This window comes from Butyrivibrio sp. CB08 (assembly GCF_003625485.1).
GTDB lineage: Bacteria > Bacillota > Clostridia > Lachnospirales > Lachnospiraceae > Butyrivibrio.
On the sequence record NZ_RAIR01000004.1, the window covers coordinates 203,102 to 228,607 of the forward strand.

Below are 25,506 nucleotides of genomic sequence, written 5' to 3' on the forward strand. Positions count from 1 at the left end.
CAGACGAATTTCTTCGCCTGGCTATGAGTATATCACTTTTTATGTGAGGGATTAAACCTCTCTGTAATCTCCGTCAACAACGTTGTCGTCGTTTGCAGATGAAGAAGCGTTCATGTCAGGACCTGCCTGTCCCATGTCTGGGCCTGCACCCTGTGCACCAGCTGCGCCCTGTGCGTTCTCATACATCTTAGCGAACAGTGCCTGTGCATCGTTCATGAGCTTCTCCTTCTGGCTCTTAAGAGAATCGATCTCAGAGTCAGAAAGCTCCTTATCCTTAGTCTGCTCAAGTGTCTCCTTGAGGGCCTTGATGTCGTCCTCAACTACCTGCTTCTGAGATGCGTCGATCTTGTCGCCTACATCCTGGAGAGCCTTCTCAGTCTGGAATACGAATGAATCTGCATCGTTTCTAGCGTCGATGCCTTCCTTACGCTTCTTGTCCTGAGCCTCATACTCCTGAGCCTCTTTAACTGCCTTATCGATATCCTCGTCAGACATGTTAGAACCAGCTGTGATTGTGATGTGCTGCTCCTTGCCTGTTCCAAGGTCCTTAGCTGATACGTTAACGATACCGTTTGCATCGATATCGAATGTAACCTCGATCTGAGGAACACCTCTCATTGCTGGAGGGATTCCATCAAGTCTGAACTGTCCAAGTGACTTGTTGTCCTTAGCGAACTGTCTCTCACCCTGAAGAACATTGATATCAACGGCTGTCTGGTTGTCAGCTGCAGTTGAGAATACCTGGCTCTTCTTGGTAGGAATTGTTGTGTTACGCTCGATAAGTCTTGTAGCAACACCACCCATTGTCTCGATTGAAAGTGAAAGAGGTGTTACATCAAGAAGAAGGATGTCACCAGCGCCCTCATCACCAGCAAGCTTACCGCCCTGGATACCAGCACCGATAGCTACGCACTCATCAGGGTTGAGGTTCTTAGAAGGCTCCTGGCCTGTGAGCTGTTTAACCTTCTCTACTACGCAAGGAACACGTGTTGATCCACCAACAAGGAGAACCTTTCCGATATCTGCGTTTGTAAGACCAGCGTCCTTCATAGCGTTCTGTACAGGGATTGCTGTTCTCTCTACAAGATCATGAATGAGCTCTTCGAATTTAGCTCTTGTAAGGTCTACATCAAAGTGCTTAGGGCCATCTGCTCCAGCTGAGATGAAAGGAAGGTTGATGTTGGTTGTTGTTGAAGAAGAGAGCTCCTTCTTAGCCTTCTCTGCTGCTTCCTTAAGTCTCTGCATAGCCATCTTGTCGCCTGAAAGGTCAACGCCCTCTTTGTTCTTGAAGTCCTGAACCATCCAGTTGATGATAGCCTGGTCGAAGTCATCACCACCAAGGTGTGTATCACCGTTTGTTGAAAGAACTTCGATAACACCGTCACCGATATCGATGATAGATACATCGAATGTACCACCACCAAGGTCATAAACCATGATCTTCTGCTCTTTCTCGTTGTCGAGACCATAAGCAAGAGCTGCTGCTGTAGGCTCGTTGATGATTCTCTTTACTTCAAGACCTGCGATCTTACCAGCGTCCTTAGTAGCCTGACGCTGAGCGTCGTTGAAGTATGCAGGTACTGTGATAACTGCTTCTGTAACTTTTTCGCCGAGATACTGTTCTGCATCTGCCTTAAGCTTCTGCAGGATCATTGCTGAAATCTGCTGAGGTGAGTACTTCTTGCCATCGATTGTACGACCGTTGTCTGTACCCATATCTCTCTTGATTGATGAAATTGTGTTGTCTGCATTGGTTACTGCCTGACGCTTAGCAGGCTCACCAACGATTCTCTCACCATTCTTGGTGAATGCAACGATTGAAGGAGTTGTTCTAGCGCCTTCAGCGTTTGCGATAACGGTGGGCTTACCACCTTCCATAACTGCTACGCAGCTGTTTGTTGTACCAAGATCGATACCTATAATCTTACTCATTTTATTATCCTCCGTAATTAACTCTCTATTCTATATATGCGGTATGGCGAAATACTTCCTCGCCCTTACGGCGTAACACCTACCATGCTGTGTCTGAGCACGGTATCGTGGAACATATATCCCTTTTGAAGTTCCTGTGCAACTATTCCTGATTCGTATTCACTACTCTCAACCTGCATTACTGCGTTGTGGAAGTTAGGATCGAACTCTTTTCCCACAGCTTCAATCGGGGTTACACCAAGATTCTCAAGTTCTGTCATAAGCTGCTTGTAAATCTTGTTCATGCCATCTGCAAAAGCTCCATCTTTTTCAGCTTCTGGAACTGCTGCAAGGCCTCTTTCAAAGTTATCTACTATTGGAAGGAGCTTCTCAAGTACATTGCTCTGTCCAAGTTCAAACTGCTGTGCCTTTTCTTTGTCTGTTCTCTTTCTGAAGTTCTCAAATTCTGCCATCTGGCGGAGAACTTTGTCGTTGAGCTCATCGACTTTTTCCTGAAGTGGGTTCTTCTTTTCTTTTTTACCAAAGAGCCCTTTCTTTTTATCTTCCTCAGTGCCTTCTGCTTCTTCTGAAGCTTCGGAAGGCTCCTTGGCAGCTGCCTCCTCTACAGGAGTTTCCTCTGCAGCCTTCTCTTTATCCTTGGCTTCCTGCTCAAGTTCCTCCATGATGTTCTCAAGGACTTCTTCCTTATCCTTGTCCATGGGCTTAGCTCCCTTGGCAGAAGCGGTCTTTTTAGCTTCGCTCAAATCTAATGCCTCCTTAAGTTACTAGTCTTTCTTGTATAGATCATCAAGCGCATGTCGCATATTTTTCAAAGTTGAAATAACCTTGTCATAATCCATTCGCTTAGGTCCAATAATTCCAACGGTACCCTTCATTCCATCGCCAAGCTCGTAGGTTGCAGTAACAACGCTACAGTCCTTCATGGCCTGTACAGGTGTCTCGTTTCCGATGTAAACCTGAATGCCTGTCTCTCCGCTCTCTGCAGATAATGTATCCTCAACGATACTGGACAGATCGCTGGTATCCTCAAAGGTGCTGATAAGCTCACTGGCCTTGGTTGAATCAGTAAGCTCAGGATACTTAAAGAAGTTCATGGTGCCGCTTGTGTATATCTGAAGATCTTCATCAGCTGTAATTGATTCAGCAGCTGCGTCGATCACGTTACCGATAATCTCACTGTGGATACCTGCCTCCTGCTTGACTGCAGCAATAAGGCCAAGGTTGATATCCTCAACAGCCAGTCCGTCAAGCCTTGTATTCATGAGAATGTTGAGCTTGAGCATCGTGGCGTCATCTAATACTTCGTCAACAGTAATGATCTTGTTCTTGATGACATTGCCCTCAATGACAATGGTTGCAAGCAGATGCTCATCGTCAACCTTGGAGATCTGGATGAACTTGAGCTTGTTCTTGCGGATCTGAGGAGCAGAGATCATTGTGGCATAGTTGGTATCAATCGCCAGTGTCTTAGCCACCTGCTTAAGAAGGTTCTCAAGCTTCTCTTCCTTATCAAGAAGCATCTCCTTCATGTTCTCAACTTCTTTTTCCTTGTCCCTTAGCATCTCATCTACATAAACTCTGTAGCCCTGATCTGAAGGGATACGACCAGCTGAAGTGTGGGGCTGCAAAATAAGTCCCATCTCCTCAAGGTCTGCCATCTCATTCCTGATGGTGGCGGAGCTCAAGTTAAGATCTGTGTACTTGGAGATAGTACGGCTGCCAACAGGCTCTCCTGTCTCCAGATAGTTCTTAACTATTGCATGAAGTATGATCCTTTTTCTCTCATCAAGTTCCAAACTGCACCTCTTCCTATGCTTAACCGGTTTTCATTGGAATGGTTCTTTTGGGATGTTAGCACTCACCTCTTTCGAGTGCTAACATCTTCTGTATCATAAAATATCACTAGCGCAACCCAATGTCAACATCTGCTTTCTAAAATAAGCATAAAAAAAGCAGGCGACGTATCGCCTGCTTAATTATTTAAAGATTAGAGACCAATTCTTCCCTGAACCTTATCGTTAACTACATAGTAAGCTGCATCCTCTTCTGGCTTAACATAGATGCTGAGCTTCTTGATCTCGTCAACGTTTCCGCCCATCTCGAACTGATAGTTGTTCTTAGAATTCTGAACGAGCTCCTCAAATGTAACATGCTTATATGAATACTGAAGCTCAACCTTTACATTAACTGTTGCAGCTGCTGCCTTCTTAGGAGCTGCCTTCTTTGCTGCAGGCTTCTTAGCTGCTGTAGCCTTCTTAGCTGTTGTAGCTTTCTTAGCTGTTGTAGCCTTCTTAGCAGGTGCTGCCTTCTTTGCTGGAGCTGCCTTCTTAGCTGTTTCCTTCTTAGGCTCTGCTTTCTTTGCTGGAGCTGCTTTCTTAGCAGGTGCTGCCTTCTTTGCTGCAGGCTTCTTAGCTGCTGCCTTCTTAGCAGGTGCTGCTTTCTTAACTTCAGGCTTCTTAGCCTCTACCTTAACCTCTGTCTTTGCAGGTGCCTTAACTTCTGGTGTCTTAACTTCTGCAGCTACAGGTGTCTTGATTGTTGCAACAGGCTTTACAGCTGCCTCTGTCTTTTTGATTTCTGCCATCTTTGTTTTTTCCTCCTCAAAATCATAAACGATTTGTGTAGCTCGTTAAAACAATAAAGTGATTACGAAATAGAGTTTACACTCTATAATTCCCCTTGTCAACGCACGTTTATGAAAATGAGTTCTATCAATCCGCAATCCATGCGGTATAAAGAGACACAAGTGTAACTGAGAACAGTATTCCTGCCACAATATCGGTAAGCCAGTGCACTCCAGAGAAGAGCCTTGCGCATACTCCGATGACCATAACCGCTGTAGCCAGTATCTTCACCACTCTCATGATCTTCTCATCCTTAATGAGCTTTTTGCATGCAATAAGAGCACTGCCCATTACGGTGCAGATAACCAGTGTGTGAGTAGATGGGAAGGATGTCTCGATCTCAGTCTCTCCTGGCTGAAGGATAGGTCTGTAGTTGATTGGGATCTTATCAAAAGCCACATAAAGAACAGCCACTATGACATAAATAATGCCAAGGCCAAGAATTACTTTGCTGACCTTTGAAAGACTCTTTCCCTTAACAAGCTGCATAACTCCGATCACAGCGAAGACCGCAACAACTACAAATGACAGGTACATTGCTATGTCAGATGCAAGATCCATTCCTGCGTTGTAACCAAAGCTCTTTGCAAAAAGTCCGTTTATTGATGAAAATCCAATGGAGGTTCCGTCGTATCCTATGGGCTTTCTGTCAACCACATATGTAAGTACTGCGAAAAGAACTGTCACAAAAAGTAAAACTATAGGCTGCTTATACTTTTTTACTGTACTGTTCATTTGCCATATACCTCTTTTACAAATTTCCTAAGCTGAACCATTGCTCTCTCAACCTTCTCGGTGTCGATGCAGTATGCAACTCTAAAGAACCCAGGAGCACCAAAGCCATCTGCTGGAACAAAGATGAGATCGTAGTCCTTAGCTTTTTTGCAAAACTCAATCGAACTCTCCTCAAGAGCCTTTGGCATGATGTAGAAGGTTCCACCTGGCTTAACTACTGTAAATCCAAGCTCGACAAGAGTGTTGTAGATGATGTTCATGTTGGTCTCGTATACAGAGAGGTCTGCTGTAAGGCCGCAAACCTTGGCAACTGCCTGCTGAATGATTGATGGAGGGCAGTTGTGTCCGGTTCCTCTTGAAATCTGTCCGCACATAGGAACGATAACATCGCTTCCCTCGCAGGAAGGATTTACTGCTACGTAGCCAATTCTCTCTCCAGGAAGTGAAAGTGACTTGGAGAATGAGTAGCAGCTAAGTGTATTGTCATAGAACTTTGAAACGTAAGGAGCATCAGCGCCTTCAAAAACTATCTCCCTGTAAGGCTCATCAGACAAAAGGAAGATGGTATGTCCAAACTCAGAAGACTTCTCTTTTAATATAGAAGATAATCTCTCAAGGGTAGCTGTTGAATATGCGGCTCCTGATGGATTGTTAGGTGTGTTAACAAGCACTGCTGCTGTGTTCTCGTTGATGAGCTCAAGGAACGCATCGAAGTTGATCTGAAAGCTCTCAGTATCAGCTGGAACAACTGTAAGCTTGCAGCCTGCTCCTGTAATGTATGGATTGTACTCCGGGAAGTATGGCGCAAAAGTAATAACCTCATCTCCAGGTTTTGTCACTGCTCTTACAGCGTGAGAAATAGCGCCTGCTGCTCCAGTTGTAGGGAAGATGTGCTCAGGGCCATAGTTCATTCCAAATCTCTTGTTGAGGCTCTTTGCGATCTCTTCCTTATAGAGAGGATTACCAAGGCTTGGTGTGTAGCCGTGAAGAGTCATGGTGTCCTCTTCCTGAAGGAGCCTGATCATCTCATCAGTAAACTCCTTTGGCACCTCAACACTTGGATTTCCAAGGCTAAAGTCAAAAACGTTCTCGTATCCGATTTCTTTTCCCCTTGCTGTAGCATACTCTGAAAGCTCGCGGATAACAGATTTTGCTCCCAGCATGTTTTTGTAAGTTTCGTTGATCATGTGCTCCTCCTTAATACTATTTCAGTAATGCTTTCATACTCTCCACCAGATCCTCTGCGTCCTTAAGAAGCTGCGCTTCCGCTTTCTTAGGGTTTGGATCCTTTTTATATTTATAGACAAACACTGGTGTCTGTCCCTGATGAAAAGACATATTACCTTTATATCCTGCTATGAAGCCCGGAATCTTGCCTGGGTCATACCTGGCTGCCTGATTGACCTTGATCTCGATCTCCGAAGATCCACCGGTGATCTCTACTATATAAAGGGCCTTCGCCCTGGTTCGCAAAAGAGATATCCTAAGAAGGTTATCTACTGCCTCAGGAATCTGACCGAATCTGTCGAGGAGTTCGTCCTTCATATCCTCGCACTCCTGATCGTTCTCAAGGCTTGCTATTCTCTTGTATATCTCGAGTTTCTGCTCTTCATTTAAGATATACTCGTTTGGAATATAGGCGTCAACATCAAGATCGATACTGGTGTTGAGCATATCGAGGACTTCGTCAGTATCCTCGCCCTTTTTGATCTTGACCGCCTCTCCGAGCATCTTGCAGTAGAGGTCGTAGCCAACAGCCTGCATGTGGCCGCTCTGTTTTTTACCAAGAAGGCTTCCTGCGCCTCTTATCTCAAGATCCCTCATGGCAATCTTAAATCCACTTCCGAGATCTGTAAACTCCTTGATGGCCGCAAGTCTCTTTTCCGCTACCTCTTTAAGCATCTTATCACGTTTATACATAAGGAAGGCATAGGCAGTTTTATTGGATCTGCCAACGCGGCCCCTCAGCTGATAGAGCTGGGATAAGCCCATCTTGTCGGAATCGTGGATGATCATGGTGTTTACGTTTGGAATATCAAGGCCTGTCTCAATGATGGTTGTTGATACCAGAACGTCTATGGTTCCGTCGATGAAATCGTACATGATCCTCTCAAGCTCTGATTCCTTCATCTGACCATGAGCAAAAGCCACGTTCGCCTCAGGCACCAGCTTCTGGATGTTGGCCGCCATGTCAGCAATGGTGCTGACTCTGTTGTAGACATAGTAGACCTGGCCATTTCTTGAAAGCTCCCTGACTATGGCTTCCCTGACCATCTCGTCGTTGTACTCGCAGACGTAGGTCTGGATAGGAAGTCGGTCGTTTGGAGCCTCCTCAAGAACGCTCATGTCCCTTATGCCAACCAGTGACATGTGAAGTGTCCTTGGGATAGGCGTCGCTGAAAGAGTAAGCACGTCCACGTTCTCTTTCATGGTCTTTATCTTTTCCTTGTGTGTTACGCCAAAGCGCTGCTCCTCATCAACGATGAGAAGTCCAAGGTCTTTATACTGAATATCCTTTGAAAGAAGTCTGTGGGTTCCGATAACGATATCCACAAGACCCTTTTTAAGGTCCGTAACAGTTCTCTTTTGCTCAGAGGCTGTCCTGAATCTGGACATAAGATCCACTCTTACAGGGAAAGCCCTCATTCTCTCCGCAAAGGTGTTGTAGTGCTGCTGGGCAAGGATGGTGGTTGGAACAAGAAGCGCCACCTGCTTGCCGTCCTGAACTGCCTTAAATGCTGCACGGATGGCCACTTCGGTCTTACCAAAGCCAACGTCTCCACAGATAAGTCTGTCCATGATACCTGAGGACTCCATATCTTTCTTGGTATCCTCGATGGCAGTAAGCTGATCCTCTGTCTCCTGATATGGAAAGGCATCTTCAAACTCCTGCTGCCATACAGTGTCGCTGGTAAACTGATATCCAACAGCCTGCTGGCGCTTAGCATAGAGCTCCACAAGGTCCTGGGCCACTTCTTCAACCGCAGCCTTAACCTTGCTCTTAGTGTGACTCCAGTCGCCGCTTCCAAGCTTATTGAGTTTTGGCTTGTGGGCGTTCTCATCATCTGATCCCGATGCATATTTCTGAATGACAGAAAGACCTGTAGCAAGTACATACAGGTTTCCGCCTCCGCCGTATTCTATCTTGATATAATCCTTAACCACGTGGTCTGTCTCGATCTTCTCGATACCTCTGTAGATTCCAAGACCGTGGTCCTCGTGAACAACATAGTCGCCGATCTTAAGATCAGCAAAGTCTGATATCTTCTCGCCCTTGTACTGGCTCTTTTTCTTCTTTTTCTTCTTGGCGTGCTCTGTGAAAATGTCACTCTCAGCAATGACAGCGAACTTGATGTCAGGGTACTCAAAGCCCTTTAAGATCCTGCCGTAGTAGGTCATTATCTCGCCAGGATCAAGAACTCTTCCTGGGTCTTCACTGTAAAATGCTGAAACCTGATTGTCTCGAAGGTCCTCAACAATTCTCTTGGCCCTTGTCCTTGAACCAGAAAGGATCAGAACCCTGAATCCCTTCTTTACATAGTTCTTAAGGTCAGAGACCAGAGACTCGAAGCTGTTGTTGTAAGCCGCGATACTTCTCGCCTTGATGTCCCAGCTCTTTTCCGGGGAAAAGAGATTTTGCGACTCTGGCATTGCAAGGGCAGAAATAAGAACTCTCCTGCCATTGGACATTCTTGCTATTACGTTGTCTATGGAATAAAGAAGCTCCATCTGGCCAGGAAGGACATATCCCTTCTCGGCTCTGTGGCTCATGCTCTCACGAAATTCCATCTCCACAGCATTAGCATGTTCCTGAACCCTCTGTGGTTCATCGATAAAGATACAGCTCTTTCCCTTGGGGAACATCTCCTGGATGGTAACTGTATCCTCATAGAAATATCTGATGTAGCTCTCAAGGTTTACTGCGGACTTAAGTTCAAAGAGCTGCTCTCTTAGTTCCTCGGTCCTGACCTTAAGCTCGTGGGCCTCTTTAGTCTTGAACTGATCACGAAGGGCCTTAACTATCTTGTCAGTGTCCTCCTGGATCCTGTCCATACCCTTTTCAAGCTCGTCCTCTTCAAGGATGATCTCTGATGCCGGATAGATGTTGATGGATTCCAGCTTCTCAAGGGATCTCTGTGAGAGAATGTCAAAACTTCTGATGGCTTCTATCTCATCGCCCCAAAGCTCTATTCTATATGGGTTTTCCTCTGTGAGATCAAAGACATCAACAATATCTCCGCGCACGGAAAATTCTCCAGGAGCTTCTACCTGATAATTCCTGGTATAGCCCATGGTGATAAGCTTCTTACTGATCTCAACCTCGTCTATTTTTGTTCTCTTGTCTATGGAAAGAATGTGTGACTTAATGACTTCCGGTTTGATCTGGGGAGCCATCAGAGCCGCAAAGGTGGTGACTACCGTAACAGGTCTTCCCTCAATGAGACGCCTCATACATCTGATACGCTGTCTTGCAATCTCATTGCTGTGAACATCTGCCTGGTAAAAGATAAGGTCCTTTGCAGGGTAAACAGTGACATTCCTGTCGTAGAACTTGTAGTCCTCGTAGATCTCTTTTGCCCTAAGATCAGAATATGTCACGATGATCCTGTACTTGAAATCCTCGGAGAGCCCATCTATGAAATGAAGCTTCTGGGAATCCACGCAGCCCGTAACCTGACAGCAGGCGAAGGGCTTTTCCAGGTAACTATTTATCTCATTAAATTCCTTAAGTTCCCTTAAGGGATTTGTCATTGCTCGCATTAGTTTTTACCGTTAAACTTGTTCATGGCACTGTCAGTACCATTCTCCATTATCTCAACAACTGCACTGCAGGCGTTATCTATGCCTTCCTTGATGGCCGCAGCGTCCTCTCCCTCGAAATGGCCAAGAACCCAGTCCACCATATCCCATTCCTTAGGCTTTTTGCCGACGCCGATCCTTACTCTTGAAAACTCGTCGTGGCCAAGCTGGGCGATGATATTCTTAAGACCGTTATGTCCGCCGCTGCTGCCCTTTGGTCTTACGCGAAGTCTTCCAACATCAAGTTCCACGTCATCGGAGATCACTATAAGCTCTTCTTTGGAATCTACCTTAAAGTAGTTGCATATAGGTGCAACTGCTTCTCCTGACAGGTTCATATATGTAAGGGGCTTAACAAGAATGACTCTCTCCGCCCCGATTCTACCTTTTCCGTAGGCAGCCTTGAACTTGGTCTCTGTAAGCTCAATTCCATACTTATCTGAAAGTGCATCTATACAGTCAAAACCCACATTGTGTCTCGTGTGGAAGTATTTCTTTTCCGGGTTACCAAGACCCACTATAACAAACATCTTACCGTCTTCCTCTTTATCTCTTTTCTTAAAAAAAGCTTTTAACGCTTCAAACATCCCCCGCACCCCAACACAAAATCAGGGGGCTTAAAAACTTTAAGTCCCCTGTTTTTATTACTGATTATTCACTTTGTTGAATGTCTTGTCAAGCCTCTGGCGCTGCCTCTTCCTCTTCTACTGCAGCCTTGTCATAAGCCTCTAATATGGCACTCTGAAGAACGCCTCTCATCTCTGAGTTGATGGGATGTGCAATATCCCTGTATTCTCCGTCAGAAGACTTCTTGCTGGGCATTGCGATAAACAGGCCCTTCTCGCCTTCTATAACCTTGATGTCATGTACTACAAACTCATCATCAAAGGTAACAGATACTACTGCTCTCATCTTGCCTTGCTTAGTTACTTTCCTTACGCGAATATCTGTAATCTTCATTTAAGTACCCCCTCTTTGGTAACAGATTGAAGTGACAGTAAACTAAAACTCCTAACATTAAATTACATATCTCTCGTTGTTCTCCACAACCACCTTTATGCCGTTCTCTTCTTTATAGAAGGAGTTGGCCTGGATGGTTCCGTGGCTCTCAACGATGCAGTTTTCAATGTGTGAATTATCTCCTATGTAAACATCATTAAGGATAATGGAGTTTTTAATGTAGCAGTTATTTCCTATAAAGGCGCCCTTGAAGATAACTGAATCCTCAATGGTTCCGTTGATGATACAGCCACTGGAGATCAGACCGTTCTTGACGCTGACGCCCACGTTGTACTTGGCTGGTGGAAGATCCGTAACCTTGGTATAGATACCCGGATATTCCCTGAAGAAGTAATGTCTGATCTCGGGCTTAAGGAAGTCCATGTTGGTTCTGTAGTAATCTGCTACAGAAGCGATGTTACTCCAGTACTCCTTGATCTTGTAGCCATATATCCTCTTCATGTCCTTGTATCTTACAAGGATGTCTCTAACGAAGTCGTATCTCTCCTCTTCCTCTGCTCTCTCGATGAGCTCGATGAGCTGGCGGCGTCTGATTACGTAGATACCGCAGGAGATGGTGTTTGACTTGGATACTACAGGTTTCTCCTCGAACTCCTCGATCCTGCATTCCTCGTTCATGCGAACAGTACCAAATCTCTCTGTGTCAATGGTAGCTGGCATGTCCTTGCAGACAACTGTGATGTCAGCCTGCTTCTGAATGTGATACTCGAGAAGTTTACCGTAGTCCATCTTGTATACGCAGTCACCGGAAGTGATGATCACGTATGGCTCGTGGCAGCTGCGTAGGAAATCAAGGTTCTGCGCAATGGCATCTGCTGTACCTCTGTACCAGAGGTTTCCTGACGCCTTAACCGCCGGAGTGAAAACATATAGGCCGCCCTGCTTACGACCGAAGTCCCACCACTTGGAAGAACTAAGGTGTGTATTAAGGCTTCCTGCATTGTACTGTGTGAATACGGCTACAGTCTGGATGTGGGAGTTTGTCATGTTACTAAGAGCAAAATCGATACTCCTGTAAAAGCCAGCCACTGGCATGGCACAAACCGCTCTCCTCTTGGAAAGCTCCTGCATCCTGCTGCTACTGCCGCCCGCTAAAATAATACCAATCGCCCTCATACTCAATCACCTGCCTTATCTAATGTACGTCCGCTGTCAAGGATTCCATCTGCGTAGTCTTCAGCAGTAGTAATTCCAGCGATCATGGTGTTCTTACCTATCTTAACGTTGTCAGGAATAACTGAGCGCTCGCCTATTGTGCACAGGCCTTCGCAATATATTCCAGGCTTGGTCTCATTTTCTTTTTGCTCAAAAGCTCCAAGTGTAACTCCAGATCCAATCTGGCTCTTCTCGGCGATGATGGCCTTCTCAACGTTGCAGTTGTCGCCGATCACCGTGTCATTCATGATGATTGAATGGCTTACAACAGAGCCCTTGCCGATCTTGACGCCAGGTCCGATAACGGAGTTGTAAACCTTTCCTTCGATCTCACAGCCCTCACCTACGATACTACGCTCGATGGCGCTGTCAGGTCCCAGGTACTGAGGCGGCTGAACGTCGCTTGCTGTGTATATCTTCCAATATTCCTCGTAAAGGTTAAACTCAGGAACGATGTCGATAAGCTCCATGTTGGCTTCCCAATAAGAAGTAAGAGTTCCAACATCCTTCCAGTAACCATCAAATTCATATGCAAAAAGGGATTGTCCCTTCTCCTTGCAGTAAGGGATGATGTGCTTACCAAAGTCCAGTCCGGCCTGATCCTTATTTTTGATAAGGGCTTCCTTAAGGACCTTCCAGGAGAAAATGTAGATACCCATTGATGCAAGGTTTGAACGTGGGTGTTCTGGCTTTTCTTCAAAGTCCACGATTCTCTTATTTTCGTCGGTGATCATGATACCGAATCTGCTGGCCTCTTCCATGGGAACAGGCATAACAGCAATGGTGACATCAGCTCCGCTGGACTTATGGAAATCAAGCATTGTCTCATAGTCCATCTTGTAGATGTGGTCACCAGAAAGGATAAGAACGTAATCAGGATTATAGTTCTCCATGTACTCCATGTTCTGATAGATCGCATTGGCAGTACCTGTGTACCACTCACTGTTTGCGCTCTTTTCATAAGGAGGAAGAACTGTAACTCCACCGAAGTTACGGTCCAGGTCCCAAGGTATTCCTATTCCAATGTGGGAATTAAGTCTGAGAGGACGATACTGAGTAAGAACGCCTACAGTGTCCACTCCGGAATTGATGCAGTTGCTAAGCGGGAAGTCAATGATCCTGTATTTCCCTCCGAAAGAAACTGCGGGTTTAGCCATCTTCGCTGTCAGCACACCTAATCTGCTGCCCTGGCCCCCTGCCAGAAGCATGGCGATCATTTCCTTTTTTATCATGTTCCACCTCGTTGCTAAGAATTTCACCAAATATGCTCAACTTCAGCATATAACAGAAACCGCTTTGTTCTTAATTATAAGTATATCACATGTTTTGATGAAAAAAATACGAAATGAAGTAAATAAGATATATAATTTAGTTAAACGTTTTCGAATTATCTGTTTTTTTGACTTTGCCCGAATAAGTGCTAGAATAAAGAAGTTTGGAGGCATATATAAATATGTATAAAATAGATTTCGATAATCCGGTACACGTATATTTCATAGGCATTGGCGGCATTTCCATGAGCGGCCTTGCACAGATCCTTATTCAGGAGAACTTCAAGATCTCTGGTTCTGATTCCAAGGAGTCAGCAATGACCAAGGCTCTTGAAGCACAGAATGTTAAGATCAATTACGGCCAGAGAGCCGAGAACATAACATCAGCAGACAAGATCGATGTAGTTGTTTATACTGCAGCTGTTCACCCTGATAATCCAGAATACGCTGCAGCCGCAAACGCAGGTATTCCAATGCTCACAAGAGCTGAGCTTCTTGGCCAGATCATGAAGCAGTACGAGATTCCTGTAGCAATAAGCGGAACCCATGGCAAGACCACAACAACTTCCATGGTATCCAAGATCCTTCTTGAGGCAGACACAGATCCAACACTTTCAATCGGAGGCGTCTTCAAGGACATCGGAGGAAACATAAGGGTTGGTAAGTCTGAGTACTTTGTTACTGAGGCCTGCGAGTACACCAACAGCTTCCTTAGCTTCTTCCCTAAGATCAGCGTCATCTCCAACATCGATGCTGACCACCTTGATTTCTTCAAGGATCTTGATGATATCAGACATTCCTTCAGAAAGTTTGCACAGCTCCTTCCTGATGACGGAACTCTTGTTATCAGCGGAGATATTGAGAACGTTGGCGAGATCACAGATGGTCTTAACTGCAGCATTGTAACCTATGGTTCATCAGCAGATTTTGACTATTACCCAACTGACATTGCCTACGACGATCACGGTAATCCATCCTTTACAGCTCACCTTCCTATGGGAAAAGAGCTAAAGATCAAGCTTGCAGTACCTGGCATCCACAACGTTTATAACGCTCTGGCAGCTATCGCTGTTGCTACTATACTTAATATAGAAGATGAGCACATCGTAAATGCTCTCTCACTCTTTGGCGGAACCAGCAGAAGATTCGAGCACAAGGGCGAGATTGGCGGCGTTACAATCATTGATGATTACGCTCACCATCCAACAGAGATAAAGGCAACATTAACTGCAGCCCAGAACTATCCTCACAACAAGATCTGGTGCGTATTCCAGCCACACACCTACACCAGGACCAAGGCTCTTTTAAACGAATTTGCAGAGGCTCTTTCTCTTGCAGATCACGTTGTTCTTGCTGATATTTACGCAGCCAGAGAAAAGGATAATCTCGGAATCAGTTCAAGAACTCTTGCTGACAAAATTGTCAGTTTGGGTCACGAATGTAATTATTTTCCAACAATTGAAAACTTTAGTGAAATTGAAAAATTCCTTTTGCAAAATTGCACTAAGGGAGATTTGTTGATAACCATGGGAGCCGGAGATGTGGTTAAAATAGGCGATGAGCTCCTTGGCAGGTAATACTTATCCACATTTCCACTTTTGAAACCGGTTTATGTAAATCACTTTTGGTGGATAAAGGTCTGACTGGCAACACCCACAGTCAGACCTATTTTTATAGATTTTTAATAAAATAATCCACGTTATCCACATTGTCCACAATAAATCTAAAATTCCGGAAACCGTGATGGTTACTGGATTTCTTCGGCATATTTACCCATATCATTTTGGAAATCCCCATGTTATAATTCGAATTGTTCCGATGAAGCAAACAATTCTTTTTCGGATATGTTAGTAAAGCAGGTGATGAAAGTATATGATGGGGCGAGTTACAATTAGTTCTACTTGTGGGGAGGATTCTACTTATGTTTCCAACATTTTTATTGATGAATACATGCAGGACGCAAACGATGCGCAGATTAAGATCTACCTCTATCTGCTGCGTATGATGAGTGCGAATTTACCTACCAGCGTTCCAGCTCTGGCAGATAAATTCAATCATACAGAATCAGATGTGTTGCGTTCTTTAAAATACTGGGAAAAGAAAGGGCTCATTTCACTGGAGTATGACGGAGCCCAGAACCTTACAGGAATCCATATGGAAGACATTACTTCCAGTGCATCAAGACGCTATGGAAGAAGAAGGAACGACTCAGCTACAAGATCCGTTCTTTCACCAGTAGCTTCAGCAGAACCTGAAGCTCAGATCGTAAGTGATGTTCCAGCCAAGCCAAGCTATTCTGCTTCTCAGCTCAAGGCTTTCAAGCAGTCAGAAGGATCCAATCTTCTATTTATAGCTGAACAGTATTTTGGCAGAACTCTTACACCAACTGAGATGTCCACAGTTTATTACATCCACGATGAACTCGGATTCTCAGATGACCTTTTGGACTATCTGATGCAGTATTGCGTCGATAATCATAAGAAAGATTTCAGGTATATGGAAAAGGTGGCCATAAACTGGAATCAGCAAAGCATCAAAACGCCAAAACAGGCGCGTGCGGAAATTTACAAACATGACAGTGACATCATCACTATCATGAAGGCACTCGGTATGGAAAATAGCCCCACGGAGAAGGAAGGTACCTTCATTCGTAAGTGGCGTGGGGAGTTGGGATTTTCGATGGATATAATCCTGGAAGCCTGCGACCGCACTGTTATGGCAACACAGAAGAATCGTCTGAAGTATTGCGATAGTATTCTTCGTTCCTGGCATGAAAAAGGAGTAAGTACACGGGAGGATATTGCCAGGCTAGATGCTGATTTTACCGCAGATCTCAAGAAGAGATCCAAGGCTTCCGTATCATCCATCGATACCAAGCTCCGCTTGAGCGAATCATCTATTCGTCTGGGCGGATCCCAGAATCGCTTCAATCAGTTCCAGCAGAATACCTACGATTTTGTTGAACTGGAGAAGAAGCTTCTGGACAACTAGAGCCTCTTGCAAGATTGGGGAATCTTTCAGGAGAGACTACATAAGCTCGGCCCTGTACTTTTGGTTCGGCGGCGGCTCCGGCCTTCCCTGAAACACGTACAGGGCCATACTTATGAAATGCTGGGGGTTGTGTTAATTGTCCAGCTCCCAGAATATTTCCCCCTTTGCTCGTCAAACCAAGCGTTCCATTGAGCCATGAGCATCAATCTCATCGCGGATAACCGCTCGAGATTGATATGTCTCAATTCCACGGTTTGAAAATCGCCAGGGGGAAATATTCTGGGAGCTGGACGATAAACAGAAATCCCGGGCATAGTATAAGGAGAATGATCTATGGCACTAACTAACGCGCAGTATGACGCTATAATGCACGAGTATGAGGATCGTAGAAGTTTACATAGACAGGAGCTGGAAGAGAGGCTTCAAATTGTCTATGATAATGTACCTGGGTACAAAGATTTAGACGACGAGACCGCAAGTGCTAGTGCAGATTTCGGAAGAAGAATCTTATCAGGAGAAAAGCTGGACAGACGAGTACTCAAGAGCCAGCTTGAGGAGATTGCCAGGCGTAAGCTCACTCTCCTTACAGATTCTGGCTATTCCAGAGATTATCTGGATATGGGGTATACATGTCCGGATTGCAAGGATACTGGCTATGTTGGCAACGAGAAGTGCCATTGCTTTAGACAGAAAATTATAGAGACGCTTTATGATAAGTCCAATCTTCGGATGATGACTAAGAGCGCTAACTTTAAACTTCTTTCTGAACAGTACTACGAAGGTGAGGACCTCAAGAGATTTCAGGGGGCCAGAAAGGCTGCTGAAGATTTTGTGAACAATTTCAGCACCGACTACCAAAATTTATTTATTTATGGTACAGTGGGTACTGGTAAATCGTTCCTTTCAGTTTGTATCGCTGATGCGCTGATAAAAAAGGGACATTCCGTCATTTATTTCAGTTCACAAGGTTTGTTTGAGCTTATCGCCGAGAACACTTTCGACTATAAATCCAAGCAAAACCTTAGGGCTATTTATGATGACCTCTACGAGTGTGAGCTTCTTGTTATAGATGATCTTGGTACAGAGATGAGCAGTACATTTACCGCTTCTGAGCTCTTCGCTCTTCTAAATGAGCGTGAGTCCAGGAAGAAATCCACGATCATCACAACCAATTATTCATTGGAACAGTTGCAGAACACATACTCTGACCGAATCTTTTCAAGAGTTGCCAGCAACTTTAAACTCTTAAAGCTCTCAGGACCAGATATTCGTAAGGTTAAAAAGATAGCCAAAAAAGAAAGTGAGGACATTAAGTAATGCCAAGAAGAGAAGAGAAGCGTAATCTGGAGACCATCCCCGTTGGGTCTTTGGGAATGATCCCTTTAAAGGGAATCAAGCCCCTTGCAGAGAAGGTTGACTACTATCTCGTAAAATGGAGAGCTGAGAGAGAGAATGAGCACAAGGGAAGCCTTGCATTTACTGGTTATGAGCGCCCTACCTACATTCTCGAGGCCGAGATTCCAAGGTTTGGAACCGGTGAAGCAAAGGGTGTTATTAAAACCTCCGTTCGTGGAGACGACCTCTATCTTTTAGTTGATGTATGTAATTATTCAGAGACCTATTCTCTTTTTGGACAGGAAAATCACATGTCCCCTGATGATCACTATCAGGATCTTAAAAGAATCATCGCTGCTGTAGGCGGCAAGGCAAGACGTATCACAGTCATCATGCCATTCCTTTATGAGTCAAGACAGCACAAGAGAAGCTCAAGAGAATCTCTCGACTGTGCTATCGCACTTCAGGAACTTGTAAACATGGGCGTAGACAACATCATTACCTTTGATGCCCATGACGCAAGAGTTCAAAATGCTATTCCACTTAACGGTTTTGAGACCGTTCGTACAACATATCAGTTCATCAAGGCTCTTCTCAGGAACGTTGATGATCTTCAGATCGATTCAGAGCACATGATGGTCATTTCACCTGATGAGGGCGGAATGAGCCGTGCTATCTACCTTGCCAGCGTACTTGGTCTGGATGTGGGAATGTTCTACAAGAGACGTGACTACACACAGGTTATTGATGGCAGAAATCCTATCATCTCACATGAGTTCCTTGGAACAAGTGTAGAGGGCAAGTCAGTTATCATCGTTGATGACATGATCTCTTCCGGAGAGAGCATGATCGATGTAGCAAGAGCTCTTAAAGAGAGAAAGGCAGCAAGAATCTACGCGTTCTCAACCTTCGGATTATTCACCGGCGGTCTTGAGAGATTTGATGAGGCTTACAAGGAAGGCATCATTGACAGAGTACTTACAACCAACCTGGTTTACCAGACTCCTGAACTTCTTTCAAGAGAGTGGTACATCAGCTGCGATATGAGTAAGTACATCGCTTACCTCATAGATACACTTAACCACGACGCATCTATAAGCGATCTTCTCAATCCTGTTGAGCGTATCAATAGCATCATTGAGAGATACAAGAGCGGCGAACTCAAGGCTTCAATGGAAGCTGAAAAGAAGGCCTGATAACAGGCACTTAAACCAAAAACAAGCCCCATTAGTTACAAACTAATGGGGTTTTATTATGTCCGTATTTTGTTTTAGAAAAGTTCTGTTATATCAAGAAGCTTATCTACTTTCCTGTATAACTTCTTAGAAAGCTCCTCGTCTGGCTGTGTAAGGTCTGGAACCATTATTACATTGCACCCTGCAAGATATGCGCTGGTCACACCATTTGGCGAATCCTCAACTGCAAAGGTTTCCTTGGGATCGAGCCCCAGCTCTTTGCAGGCATAGGCGTAAATATCCGGTGCAGGCTTACCCTGACTTACCATGTTCGCACAGATTATTTTATCGAAGTAGTCGAAGAGATCTATCTTTTTGAGGTACCTCTCTGCTCTTGGGAAATTGTTTGAGGTTACAAGAGCTGTCAGAATGCCATGTTCCCTTAGCCATGTCAGGATCTCTTTTGCCCCGGGTTTAAGCGGGATCCCGCTCTCCCCTATCATCTCTTCAACCAGACTCTTTCGGTATTCTCTTACCTCGTTGTAATCAAAGTCCTCGCCAAACCATTCCTTAAACTGCTTTGGCGCAAAGGGTCTTCCAAGGGACCGAAGTTCCAAGGGCATCCAGTCCTGCGCCTCATAGCCAAAGTGCTTAAGGGCCTTTGGCCACGCTATCTGGTAATATTTCTCTGTATCTGTAAGGGTTCCGTCCAGATCAAACAGTACGGCTTTAATGCTACTATTTCCCATGATCAGAATCCAAGCTCCTCGTTAACCAGGATCACATGAATTCTGTCCTTATGTCTTGAAAATCTTGTGATAAGGAACTGACAGCAGATTGTGTCAGGTGATTTGCAGTCCATGCAGGCTCCGGTCTTGGCACATGGTGTTGAAAGGCCAAAGCGCTGTGCGTTAACAGGTGCTGCCACGTTTCTGGCGCGCTTAAGTGCTCCGTCCACATCTCCGCATACCTTATTCATTCCAACTATAAATACAACCTTCTTGGGTCCCTGAGCTATAGCTGATACTCTGTTGGAGTTACCATCGATATTTACAAGGACTCCGTCCTGGGTCATGGCGTTTACACTGGCAAGGAAAACGTCTGCATCGTAAGTAGCAAGCATAGCTGCTCTCGGATCTTCTGCAGCATCCCTGTCAATAAAATTGTAGTTACCTTTCTTGATAGCATCTACAAGGCCAATCTCGTGGGCACTCATTGCGCCGCCCATTGATACAGTGCTTCCCTCTGGTATAAGCTCCAGTGCTTTTTTAAGGGCTTCTTCCTTGGTTGCAGCATAGTATCCTGACATATTTCTTGATTCAAGGCCCTTTATTACTGTCTGAGCCCACAGTTCATTTCTCTTTTTAGCCATCTCGTGCATATTAAATCTCCTCCAACTGTTTATTCCTCTGGCTTAACCATTCCATGCTTCTTCATTGCCTGCTTCATGAATATAGGCTGAACTATAAAGATGATCACAAAAGCTGCCAGGAAGCATATGATAAGGGATGATAAAAACATTCTGCCCAGATTAAGCTGAGCCATTCCTCCGCTCTGCTTCATTGCCATGTTGTAAGCAAGAAATACCATGGCAAAGGTCATGATAGGAGTATAGATAAGATCAGAAACACAAGTCTCAACACATCTTGCTCCAAGAGTTCCTCTTACAAGATGGAGCTTCGTTAAAAGACCATTTGAGAGCTTACCCATTGGAATCAGAAATCCGATTATCAGGCTTATGATGGTGCTGACAACAAAGCTTATCAAAAAACCTGGAATAGTAAAATGTCCAGATGTAGCAGTTCCAATCAGGGAAAGAAAAAAGCTCATGGTGATTCCCATCTTAATCGACATGTCTCTTCCAATAAGTCTCATCTTCTGATCCATAGCGCCTCCTTATTTAGAAAACAACCTTATCTCTTCCGCTCTGTTTACCGAGGTATAGCTTCTTGTCAGCTTCCTCGATGGTCTTATCAACTCCTGTGATCTTACTGAATTCCTCCACGCCAAATGTCATGGTGAGCTTTATAGTGTTGTCTTTGTAGACAAACTCTTTTTCCTTGATCTGGTGTCTAAGCTCATCCAGGATTGCCATGGCTTCATCGCCATTTACTCTGGGAAGAACAAACAGGAATTCTTCTCCTCCCCATCTGGCAACAAATCCTCTGGCCTTCATAAAGTTCTTAAACTCCTCAGCCAGAGTCTGCAAAATGTAGTCTCCAGCCTCATGACCATAGGTGTCGTTTACGTTTTTAAAGAAATCAATATCACCAATTGCCAGGCAGAACATGTACTTGAGGGAGGTGCTCTCTTTTACCACCTCCTGGATCTCTTTTTCAGCGGATCTTCTGTTCATGAGCTTGGTAAGAGGATCCGTTTCCGCAATCTGCTTGAGCTTGGAGTTGTACTCCCTTAGCTTGTGCTCAGACTCGATGTACTGATTGCAGAAGTAATATGCAACGATTGAAAGACAAATGGAAAACAGAATGATATTGGAATATACAACAACATAGTGTGGTACTGTTCCAGGTGTAAGAATGGTCTGTCCAAAAGGTGTAAAGAAAGATATTACACACATTGATATGGCCATGAAGATACTGGATATAGCTTTTTTCTTGGAACCTGATGTGGGATCATACCACAGAATAAGGAAGTTAATATAGACAAAGTTTTGGAAAGACGCACGCCATCCAAACACGATGGTCAGAAGACCGGTGATGATGGTGGCACTGATAAGAAGATAATACAGACAGTGTTTGGATCTTCTGGTGTAGGTTTCTGCGAAAACACCGCCATAGATCACAAGTCCTGCCGCAAAAACAATAAAGGGCTGCATTCCAAGGCCACTTATCAGGGAATATATTCCCATAATAAGGTAGAATGGCATCCATATAATTAGCACCGTTCTAATCAAAAAAAGAAGACCATTTGCCTCATCCTCAAATGGCGATTCTTTTATTATTAGCTCATGAAGCCTGTGAAATAATCCCATAGGATTATCCTCCGTCTCACCCCTGTAATCCTGAAGACTGCCTGATCATATCCTCAACTACGATGTCATATATCTCGCCGACGCTGTTACAATACTCAAGAACTTTCCATGGTTCATTGGTGTGGAAATGGATCTTAACAAGATCCTCATCACCTGCTGCAATAAGAGAATTGCCTTCAAAGTGCTCTGTAATGTAATCTGCGATCTCATCTTCATCGAGATCCTTGTCTCTTCTATCAATAAGAAGCTGTGTATCGTAGCGATACGCGAACTGATCGTCCTCAGCATCAATACTATTAATTCCCATACTTTCCTCCTAACTAATCATACCCAATTAAAATTTTACCACTAAACCCCTGTAGTGGGCAAACAAAAAGCCACGACTTTCCAAGGAAAATCGTGGCCTATATTTATAATATCAAGTATTTATCAGTGTCCGCCTTCAGATTCTGCTGCGTTTGAATCAGCGCCCTGTGAATTTGCTGCATGTCCGAGATTTACAGTAAACTCTCTCTCTGTATATTCCTGACCGTTCTGTCTCATTACCTTGATAGTAACTGAAGTACCAGCTTCATAGTACTGAAGCCTTGTCTGAAGGTCATCCATTGATGTTATCTCTTCACCATCAAACTCAACAATAACATCGCCCTTCTCAATACCAGCAGCCTGGGCTCCACCGCCATTTGTAACCTCAGCTACGTATACTCCAAGAGGAATTCCATATCCTTCTGATACGCTGGTTGTTACGCTTACTCCTGAGATTCCGATGTAACCTCTGTCCTCACTTGCAACCTTAACTCTTGTTACCTCATTCATAAGTCTGTCAATGATAGGCTGAGCAACTGAAACAGGAATAGCGTATCCCATACCTTCGATGGTATCACCACCGATCTTATTAGAGTTGATTCCGATTACTTCGCCCTGAAGATTTAAAAGAGCTCCACCAGAGTTACCTGGGTTGATAGCTGCATCTGTCTGGATAAATGTCTGTGTCTCGCCCTCAGTGATCTCAACTTCACGATTTACCGCTGAGATAACACCGGTAGTAACTGACTGGCCATAGCCAAGAGCATTACCAATAGCGATAGCTGGTTCACCAAGCTTAAGTGTATCGCTGTTTCCAAGTGTAGCGATCTTGATCACATCTCTTGTTGAATCATCTATATCATCAAGCATTACTGCAATAACAGCAAGATCCATTGTTGAATCTGTGCCCTTTACTACTGCAGGAACTGTTGTGTCATCAGTGAAGATAACTTCAAGGGTATCAGCACCTTCAATAACGTGATAGTTGGTTGCAATAAGAAGCTCTGAATCGTTCTCACCAACTATGATTCCACTTCCTGATGCTGTTGCCTCTTCCTTCTGAACATATCCAAAGTAGCTGGCTGATGCTGTATAGTTGTTGTGGATCATTACCATTGCTGGCATTACTTCTTCTACAACTGCAGTTACGTCAGTCACAACTGCCATTGATGCTCCAGAAACTGTAGTTGTCTGGATCTCTTTTTCATTCTTTTCTTCTGTAACAGGGTCAGCTGTTGCAACCTCTGGTGCAGGTGTAAGATCTTCATCCTGCTGCTCTATCTCTGCAACTGCCTTGCTTCCTCCAATTCCAAACAGATCAAATGATCCCTTAGAAACTGTGTTATAAGCAACTCCTACTCCGCCTGCAAGAAGAGCTACAATGCAAAGCGCTGCAACAACCTTGGCAAAGGTGTGCTTTTTCTTCTTGGGTGTGTTCTCAGGTGGAACAGCAGGGCCTGTCTGAGCATTGTACTGATATGTGCCATAGGTCTGCTGACCATTTGGATTGTAACTGTAGCTGTTCTGCCCATAAGAATAGCTTGAATTCCCAGATCCTGAATTATATGAGTAAGGATTGTTGTTGTAGTTGTATCCTCTGTTGTTGTAATTGTATGGATTAGATGTAGGGTTTGCATTTGATCCATTATCTACTGATGATCTGTTGTTGGTGTCTTCATACATGATAATGTACCTTCCTTTCCGTTTATGGCTTTAGTATAGAAGTGTTCTGTGTCGAAATTGTGATTAATTTCTTATATAAAAATTAATAATCGTCCTCTATAACCTCTATCTCCATATAGTCAAAAGATACTTCTTCAACGAAGCTATCCCTGGTAAAACGGCACTTTGCGTGGAGCTGAAAATCCTTAACTACACTGTCAAGCCATATTGGTTTTGACAGGTCCATCTCATAACACGCCTTCTCAATTGCATTCATAACCTTGTGGGTTCTGGTGTCCATTGTGTCATCGCACACCACCATATCCTTCATAAGGTGATTATCTGATATTAGCTTAACCCAGAGTCTAAACATCTCTCTACCTTTCAAGCAAAAATATAAGGCTTACCATATACATGGTAAACCTTATACATAATGTATCACATATTAGCCTTCGTAGCCATTCGGATTATTACTCTGCCATCTCCAGGAATCAGCACACATCTCTTTGATTCCGTTCTCAGCAACCCAGCCAAGCTCCTCTTTTGCCTTGTCTGCCTTGGAATAGCAGGTTGCAATGTCGCCAGGGCGTCTGGCCTGAATCTCGTATGGGATCTTAACTCCAGTTGCCTCTTCAAAGTTCTTGACGATATCAAGTACGCTGTATCCTACGCCTGTTCCCAGGTTGTAGATGTTAAGTCCGCTGCCAGGAGCGAGCTTCTTAAGAGCCTTAACATGTCCCTTTGCAAGGTCTACTACATGGATATAATCTCTTACGCCTGTTCCGTCGTGTGTATCATAGTCATTACCAAATACGTTGAGCTTAGGAAGCTTGCCAACCGCAACCTGTGTGATGTAAGGCATCAGGTTGTTAGGGATTCCGTTAGGATTCTCTCCGATTGTTCCACTCTTGTGAGCTCCGATAGGATTGAAGTATCTAAGGAGAACTACATTCCACTCCGGATCAGCCTTCTGAATATCTGAAAGGATCTGCTCAAGCATTGACTTGGTCCAACCGTATGGGTTAGTGCACTGTCCCTTTGGACATTCCTCAGTGATAGGAATGATAGCAGGATCGCCATATACTGTTGCTGATGATGAGAAGATGATGTTCTTGCATCCGTGCTTTCTCATAACATCTACCAGTGTAAGAGTTCCTGTTACGTTGTTGTCGTAATATTCCCATGGCTTCTGAACAGACTCGCCAACCGCCTTAAGACCAGCAAAGTGAATCACGCTGTCGATCTTTTCAGCGGAAAAGATCTTCTCAAGAGCATCTCTGTCTCTTATGTCAGCCTCATAAAAAGGAACCTTCTTGCCTGTAAGAGCCTCAACTCTGTCCAAACACTTCCTGCTTGCATTGGCAAGATTATCAAGTACTACTACATCTTCCCCTGCGTTCTGAAGTTCTACTACTGTGTGTGATCCAATATAACCAGCACCACCTGTTACAAGAATAGCCATGATTACCTCTTTTCTATGTTGTACATAATAAGTGTTTTTGTCTACC

General features: G+C 44.4%; 23 protein-coding genes. 4 read left to right on the forward strand and 19 right to left on the reverse strand.

The genetic code is table 11. From position 1 onward, the window contains the following. Positions 1–51 precede the first annotated feature (51 nt). The 11 genes from dnaK to D6855_RS09060 form a co-directional block, all read right to left on the reverse strand. A complete protein-coding gene (gene dnaK, locus D6855_RS09010; protein WP_120740199.1) occupies positions 52–1,932 on the reverse strand; it encodes a molecular chaperone DnaK in 1,881 nt (626 codons plus the stop codon). A 65-nt stretch (positions 1,933–1,997) separates the two neighbouring features. Next, positions 1,998–2,630 (reverse strand): nucleotide exchange factor GrpE, encoded by a 633-nt coding sequence (gene grpE / locus D6855_RS09015; protein ID WP_120740406.1) that lies wholly within the window; start codon positions 2,628–2,630, stop codon positions 1,998–2,000. 66 nt (positions 2,631–2,696) lie between these two features. Further along, positions 2,697–3,728, reverse strand: coding sequence for a heat-inducible transcriptional repressor HrcA (gene hrcA, locus D6855_RS09020; protein WP_120740201.1), 1,032 nt, complete (start codon positions 3,726–3,728; stop codon positions 2,697–2,699). A gap of 191 nt (positions 3,729–3,919) precedes the next feature. Continuing rightward, complete coding sequence (locus D6855_RS09025; protein WP_199712425.1) at positions 3,920–4,516, reverse strand: DUF6465 family protein; 597 nt, start codon at positions 4,514–4,516, stop codon at positions 3,920–3,922. 127 nt (positions 4,517–4,643) lie between these two features. Then, the gene (locus D6855_RS09030; protein ID WP_120740202.1) at positions 4,644–5,291 is read right to left on the reverse strand and encodes a phosphatase PAP2 family protein; all 648 of its coding nucleotides are present in this window, start codon (positions 5,289–5,291) and stop codon (positions 4,644–4,646) included. Further along, positions 5,288–6,478, reverse strand: coding sequence for a pyridoxal phosphate-dependent aminotransferase (locus tag D6855_RS09035; RefSeq protein ID WP_120740204.1), 1,191 nt, complete (start codon positions 6,476–6,478; stop codon positions 5,288–5,290). Before D6855_RS09035 ends, D6855_RS09030 begins: the two co-directional genes overlap by 4 nt. Positions 6,479–6,494: 16 nt before the next feature. Further along, positions 6,495–10,052, reverse strand: coding sequence for a transcription-repair coupling factor (gene mfd, locus D6855_RS09040; RefSeq protein ID WP_120740206.1), 3,558 nt, complete (start codon positions 10,050–10,052; stop codon positions 6,495–6,497). Next, positions 10,052–10,621 carry an aminoacyl-tRNA hydrolase gene (gene pth, locus D6855_RS09045; RefSeq protein ID WP_120740408.1) on the reverse strand — a complete coding sequence of 190 codons (570 nt, stop codon included), beginning with the start codon at positions 10,619–10,621 and terminating at the stop codon, positions 10,052–10,054. Before pth ends, mfd begins: the two co-directional genes overlap by 1 nt. Positions 10,622–10,766: 145 nt before the next feature. Beyond that, positions 10,767–11,051, reverse strand: coding sequence for a septation regulator SpoVG (spoVG, locus tag D6855_RS09050; RefSeq protein WP_120740208.1), 285 nt, complete (start codon positions 11,049–11,051; stop codon positions 10,767–10,769). 57 nt (positions 11,052–11,108) lie between these two features. Beyond that, on the reverse strand, positions 11,109–12,227 hold the full coding sequence (gene glgD / locus D6855_RS09055) for a glucose-1-phosphate adenylyltransferase subunit GlgD (RefSeq protein ID WP_120740210.1): 1,119 nt from the start codon (positions 12,225–12,227) through the stop codon (positions 11,109–11,111). Between the two features lie 2 nt (positions 12,228–12,229). Then, on the reverse strand, positions 12,230–13,498 hold the full coding sequence (locus tag D6855_RS09060; protein ID WP_120740212.1) for a glucose-1-phosphate adenylyltransferase: 1,269 nt from the start codon (positions 13,496–13,498) through the stop codon (positions 12,230–12,232). Positions 13,499–13,719: 221 nt separating this feature from the next. On the opposite strand from D6855_RS09060, the gene murC reads away from it, so the two are divergent. The 4 genes from murC to D6855_RS09085 all read left to right on the forward strand — a co-directional run bounded on the left by murC (position 13,720) and on the right by D6855_RS09085 (position 19,059). Beyond that, the gene (gene murC, locus D6855_RS09070; RefSeq protein ID WP_120740216.1) at positions 13,720–15,114 is read left to right on the forward strand and encodes a UDP-N-acetylmuramate--L-alanine ligase; all 1,395 of its coding nucleotides are present in this window, start codon (positions 13,720–13,722) and stop codon (positions 15,112–15,114) included. 295 nt (positions 15,115–15,409) lie between these two features. Next, positions 15,410–16,528 carry a DnaD domain protein gene (locus D6855_RS09075; RefSeq protein ID WP_243111850.1) on the forward strand — a complete coding sequence of 373 codons (1,119 nt, stop codon included), beginning with the start codon at positions 15,410–15,412 and terminating at the stop codon, positions 16,526–16,528. 333 nt (positions 16,529–16,861) lie between these two features. Continuing rightward, on the forward strand, positions 16,862–17,845 hold the full coding sequence (locus D6855_RS09080) for an ATP-binding protein (protein WP_120740218.1): 984 nt from the start codon (positions 16,862–16,864) through the stop codon (positions 17,843–17,845). Next, entirely contained in the window at positions 17,845–19,059 is a 1,215-nt protein-coding gene (locus tag D6855_RS09085; protein WP_120740220.1) for a ribose-phosphate pyrophosphokinase, read from the forward strand. The genes D6855_RS09080 and D6855_RS09085 overlap by 1 nt, the downstream gene beginning before the upstream one ends. 74 nt (positions 19,060–19,133) lie before the next feature. Here D6855_RS09085 and D6855_RS09090 read toward each other — a convergent pair whose 3' ends face one another. From D6855_RS09090 to galE, 8 genes are all read right to left on the reverse strand, one after another. Continuing rightward, positions 19,134–19,787 (reverse strand): HAD family hydrolase, encoded by a 654-nt coding sequence (locus D6855_RS09090; protein WP_120740222.1) that lies wholly within the window; start codon positions 19,785–19,787, stop codon positions 19,134–19,136. Between the two features lie 2 nt (positions 19,788–19,789). Further along, positions 19,790–20,419, reverse strand: a complete 630-nt coding sequence (locus D6855_RS09095; protein ID WP_120740224.1) for a lactate utilization protein — start codon at positions 20,417–20,419, stop codon at positions 19,790–19,792. Positions 20,420–20,439: 20 nt separating this feature from the next. Then, positions 20,440–20,925 carry a hypothetical protein gene (locus D6855_RS09100; RefSeq protein WP_120740226.1) on the reverse strand — a complete coding sequence of 162 codons (486 nt, stop codon included), beginning with the start codon at positions 20,923–20,925 and terminating at the stop codon, positions 20,440–20,442. A 13-nt stretch (positions 20,926–20,938) separates the two neighbouring features. Then, the gene (locus D6855_RS09105; protein ID WP_120740228.1) at positions 20,939–22,030 is read right to left on the reverse strand and encodes a GGDEF domain-containing protein; all 1,092 of its coding nucleotides are present in this window, start codon (positions 22,028–22,030) and stop codon (positions 20,939–20,941) included. A gap of 16 nt (positions 22,031–22,046) precedes the next feature. Beyond that, positions 22,047–22,337, reverse strand: a complete 291-nt coding sequence (locus D6855_RS09110; RefSeq protein ID WP_120740230.1) for a hypothetical protein — start codon at positions 22,335–22,337, stop codon at positions 22,047–22,049. 122 nt (positions 22,338–22,459) lie between these two features. Further along, a complete protein-coding gene (locus D6855_RS09115) occupies positions 22,460–24,019 on the reverse strand; it encodes a S1C family serine protease (RefSeq protein ID WP_120740232.1) in 1,560 nt (519 codons plus the stop codon). Positions 24,020–24,101: 82 nt separating this feature from the next. Further along, positions 24,102–24,371 carry a hypothetical protein gene (locus D6855_RS09120; RefSeq protein ID WP_120740233.1) on the reverse strand — a complete coding sequence of 90 codons (270 nt, stop codon included), beginning with the start codon at positions 24,369–24,371 and terminating at the stop codon, positions 24,102–24,104. 72 nt (positions 24,372–24,443) lie between these two features. Beyond that, positions 24,444–25,460, reverse strand: coding sequence for a UDP-glucose 4-epimerase GalE (galE, locus tag D6855_RS09125; RefSeq protein WP_120740235.1), 1,017 nt, complete (start codon positions 25,458–25,460; stop codon positions 24,444–24,446). Between the last annotated feature and the right edge of the window lie 46 nt (positions 25,461–25,506).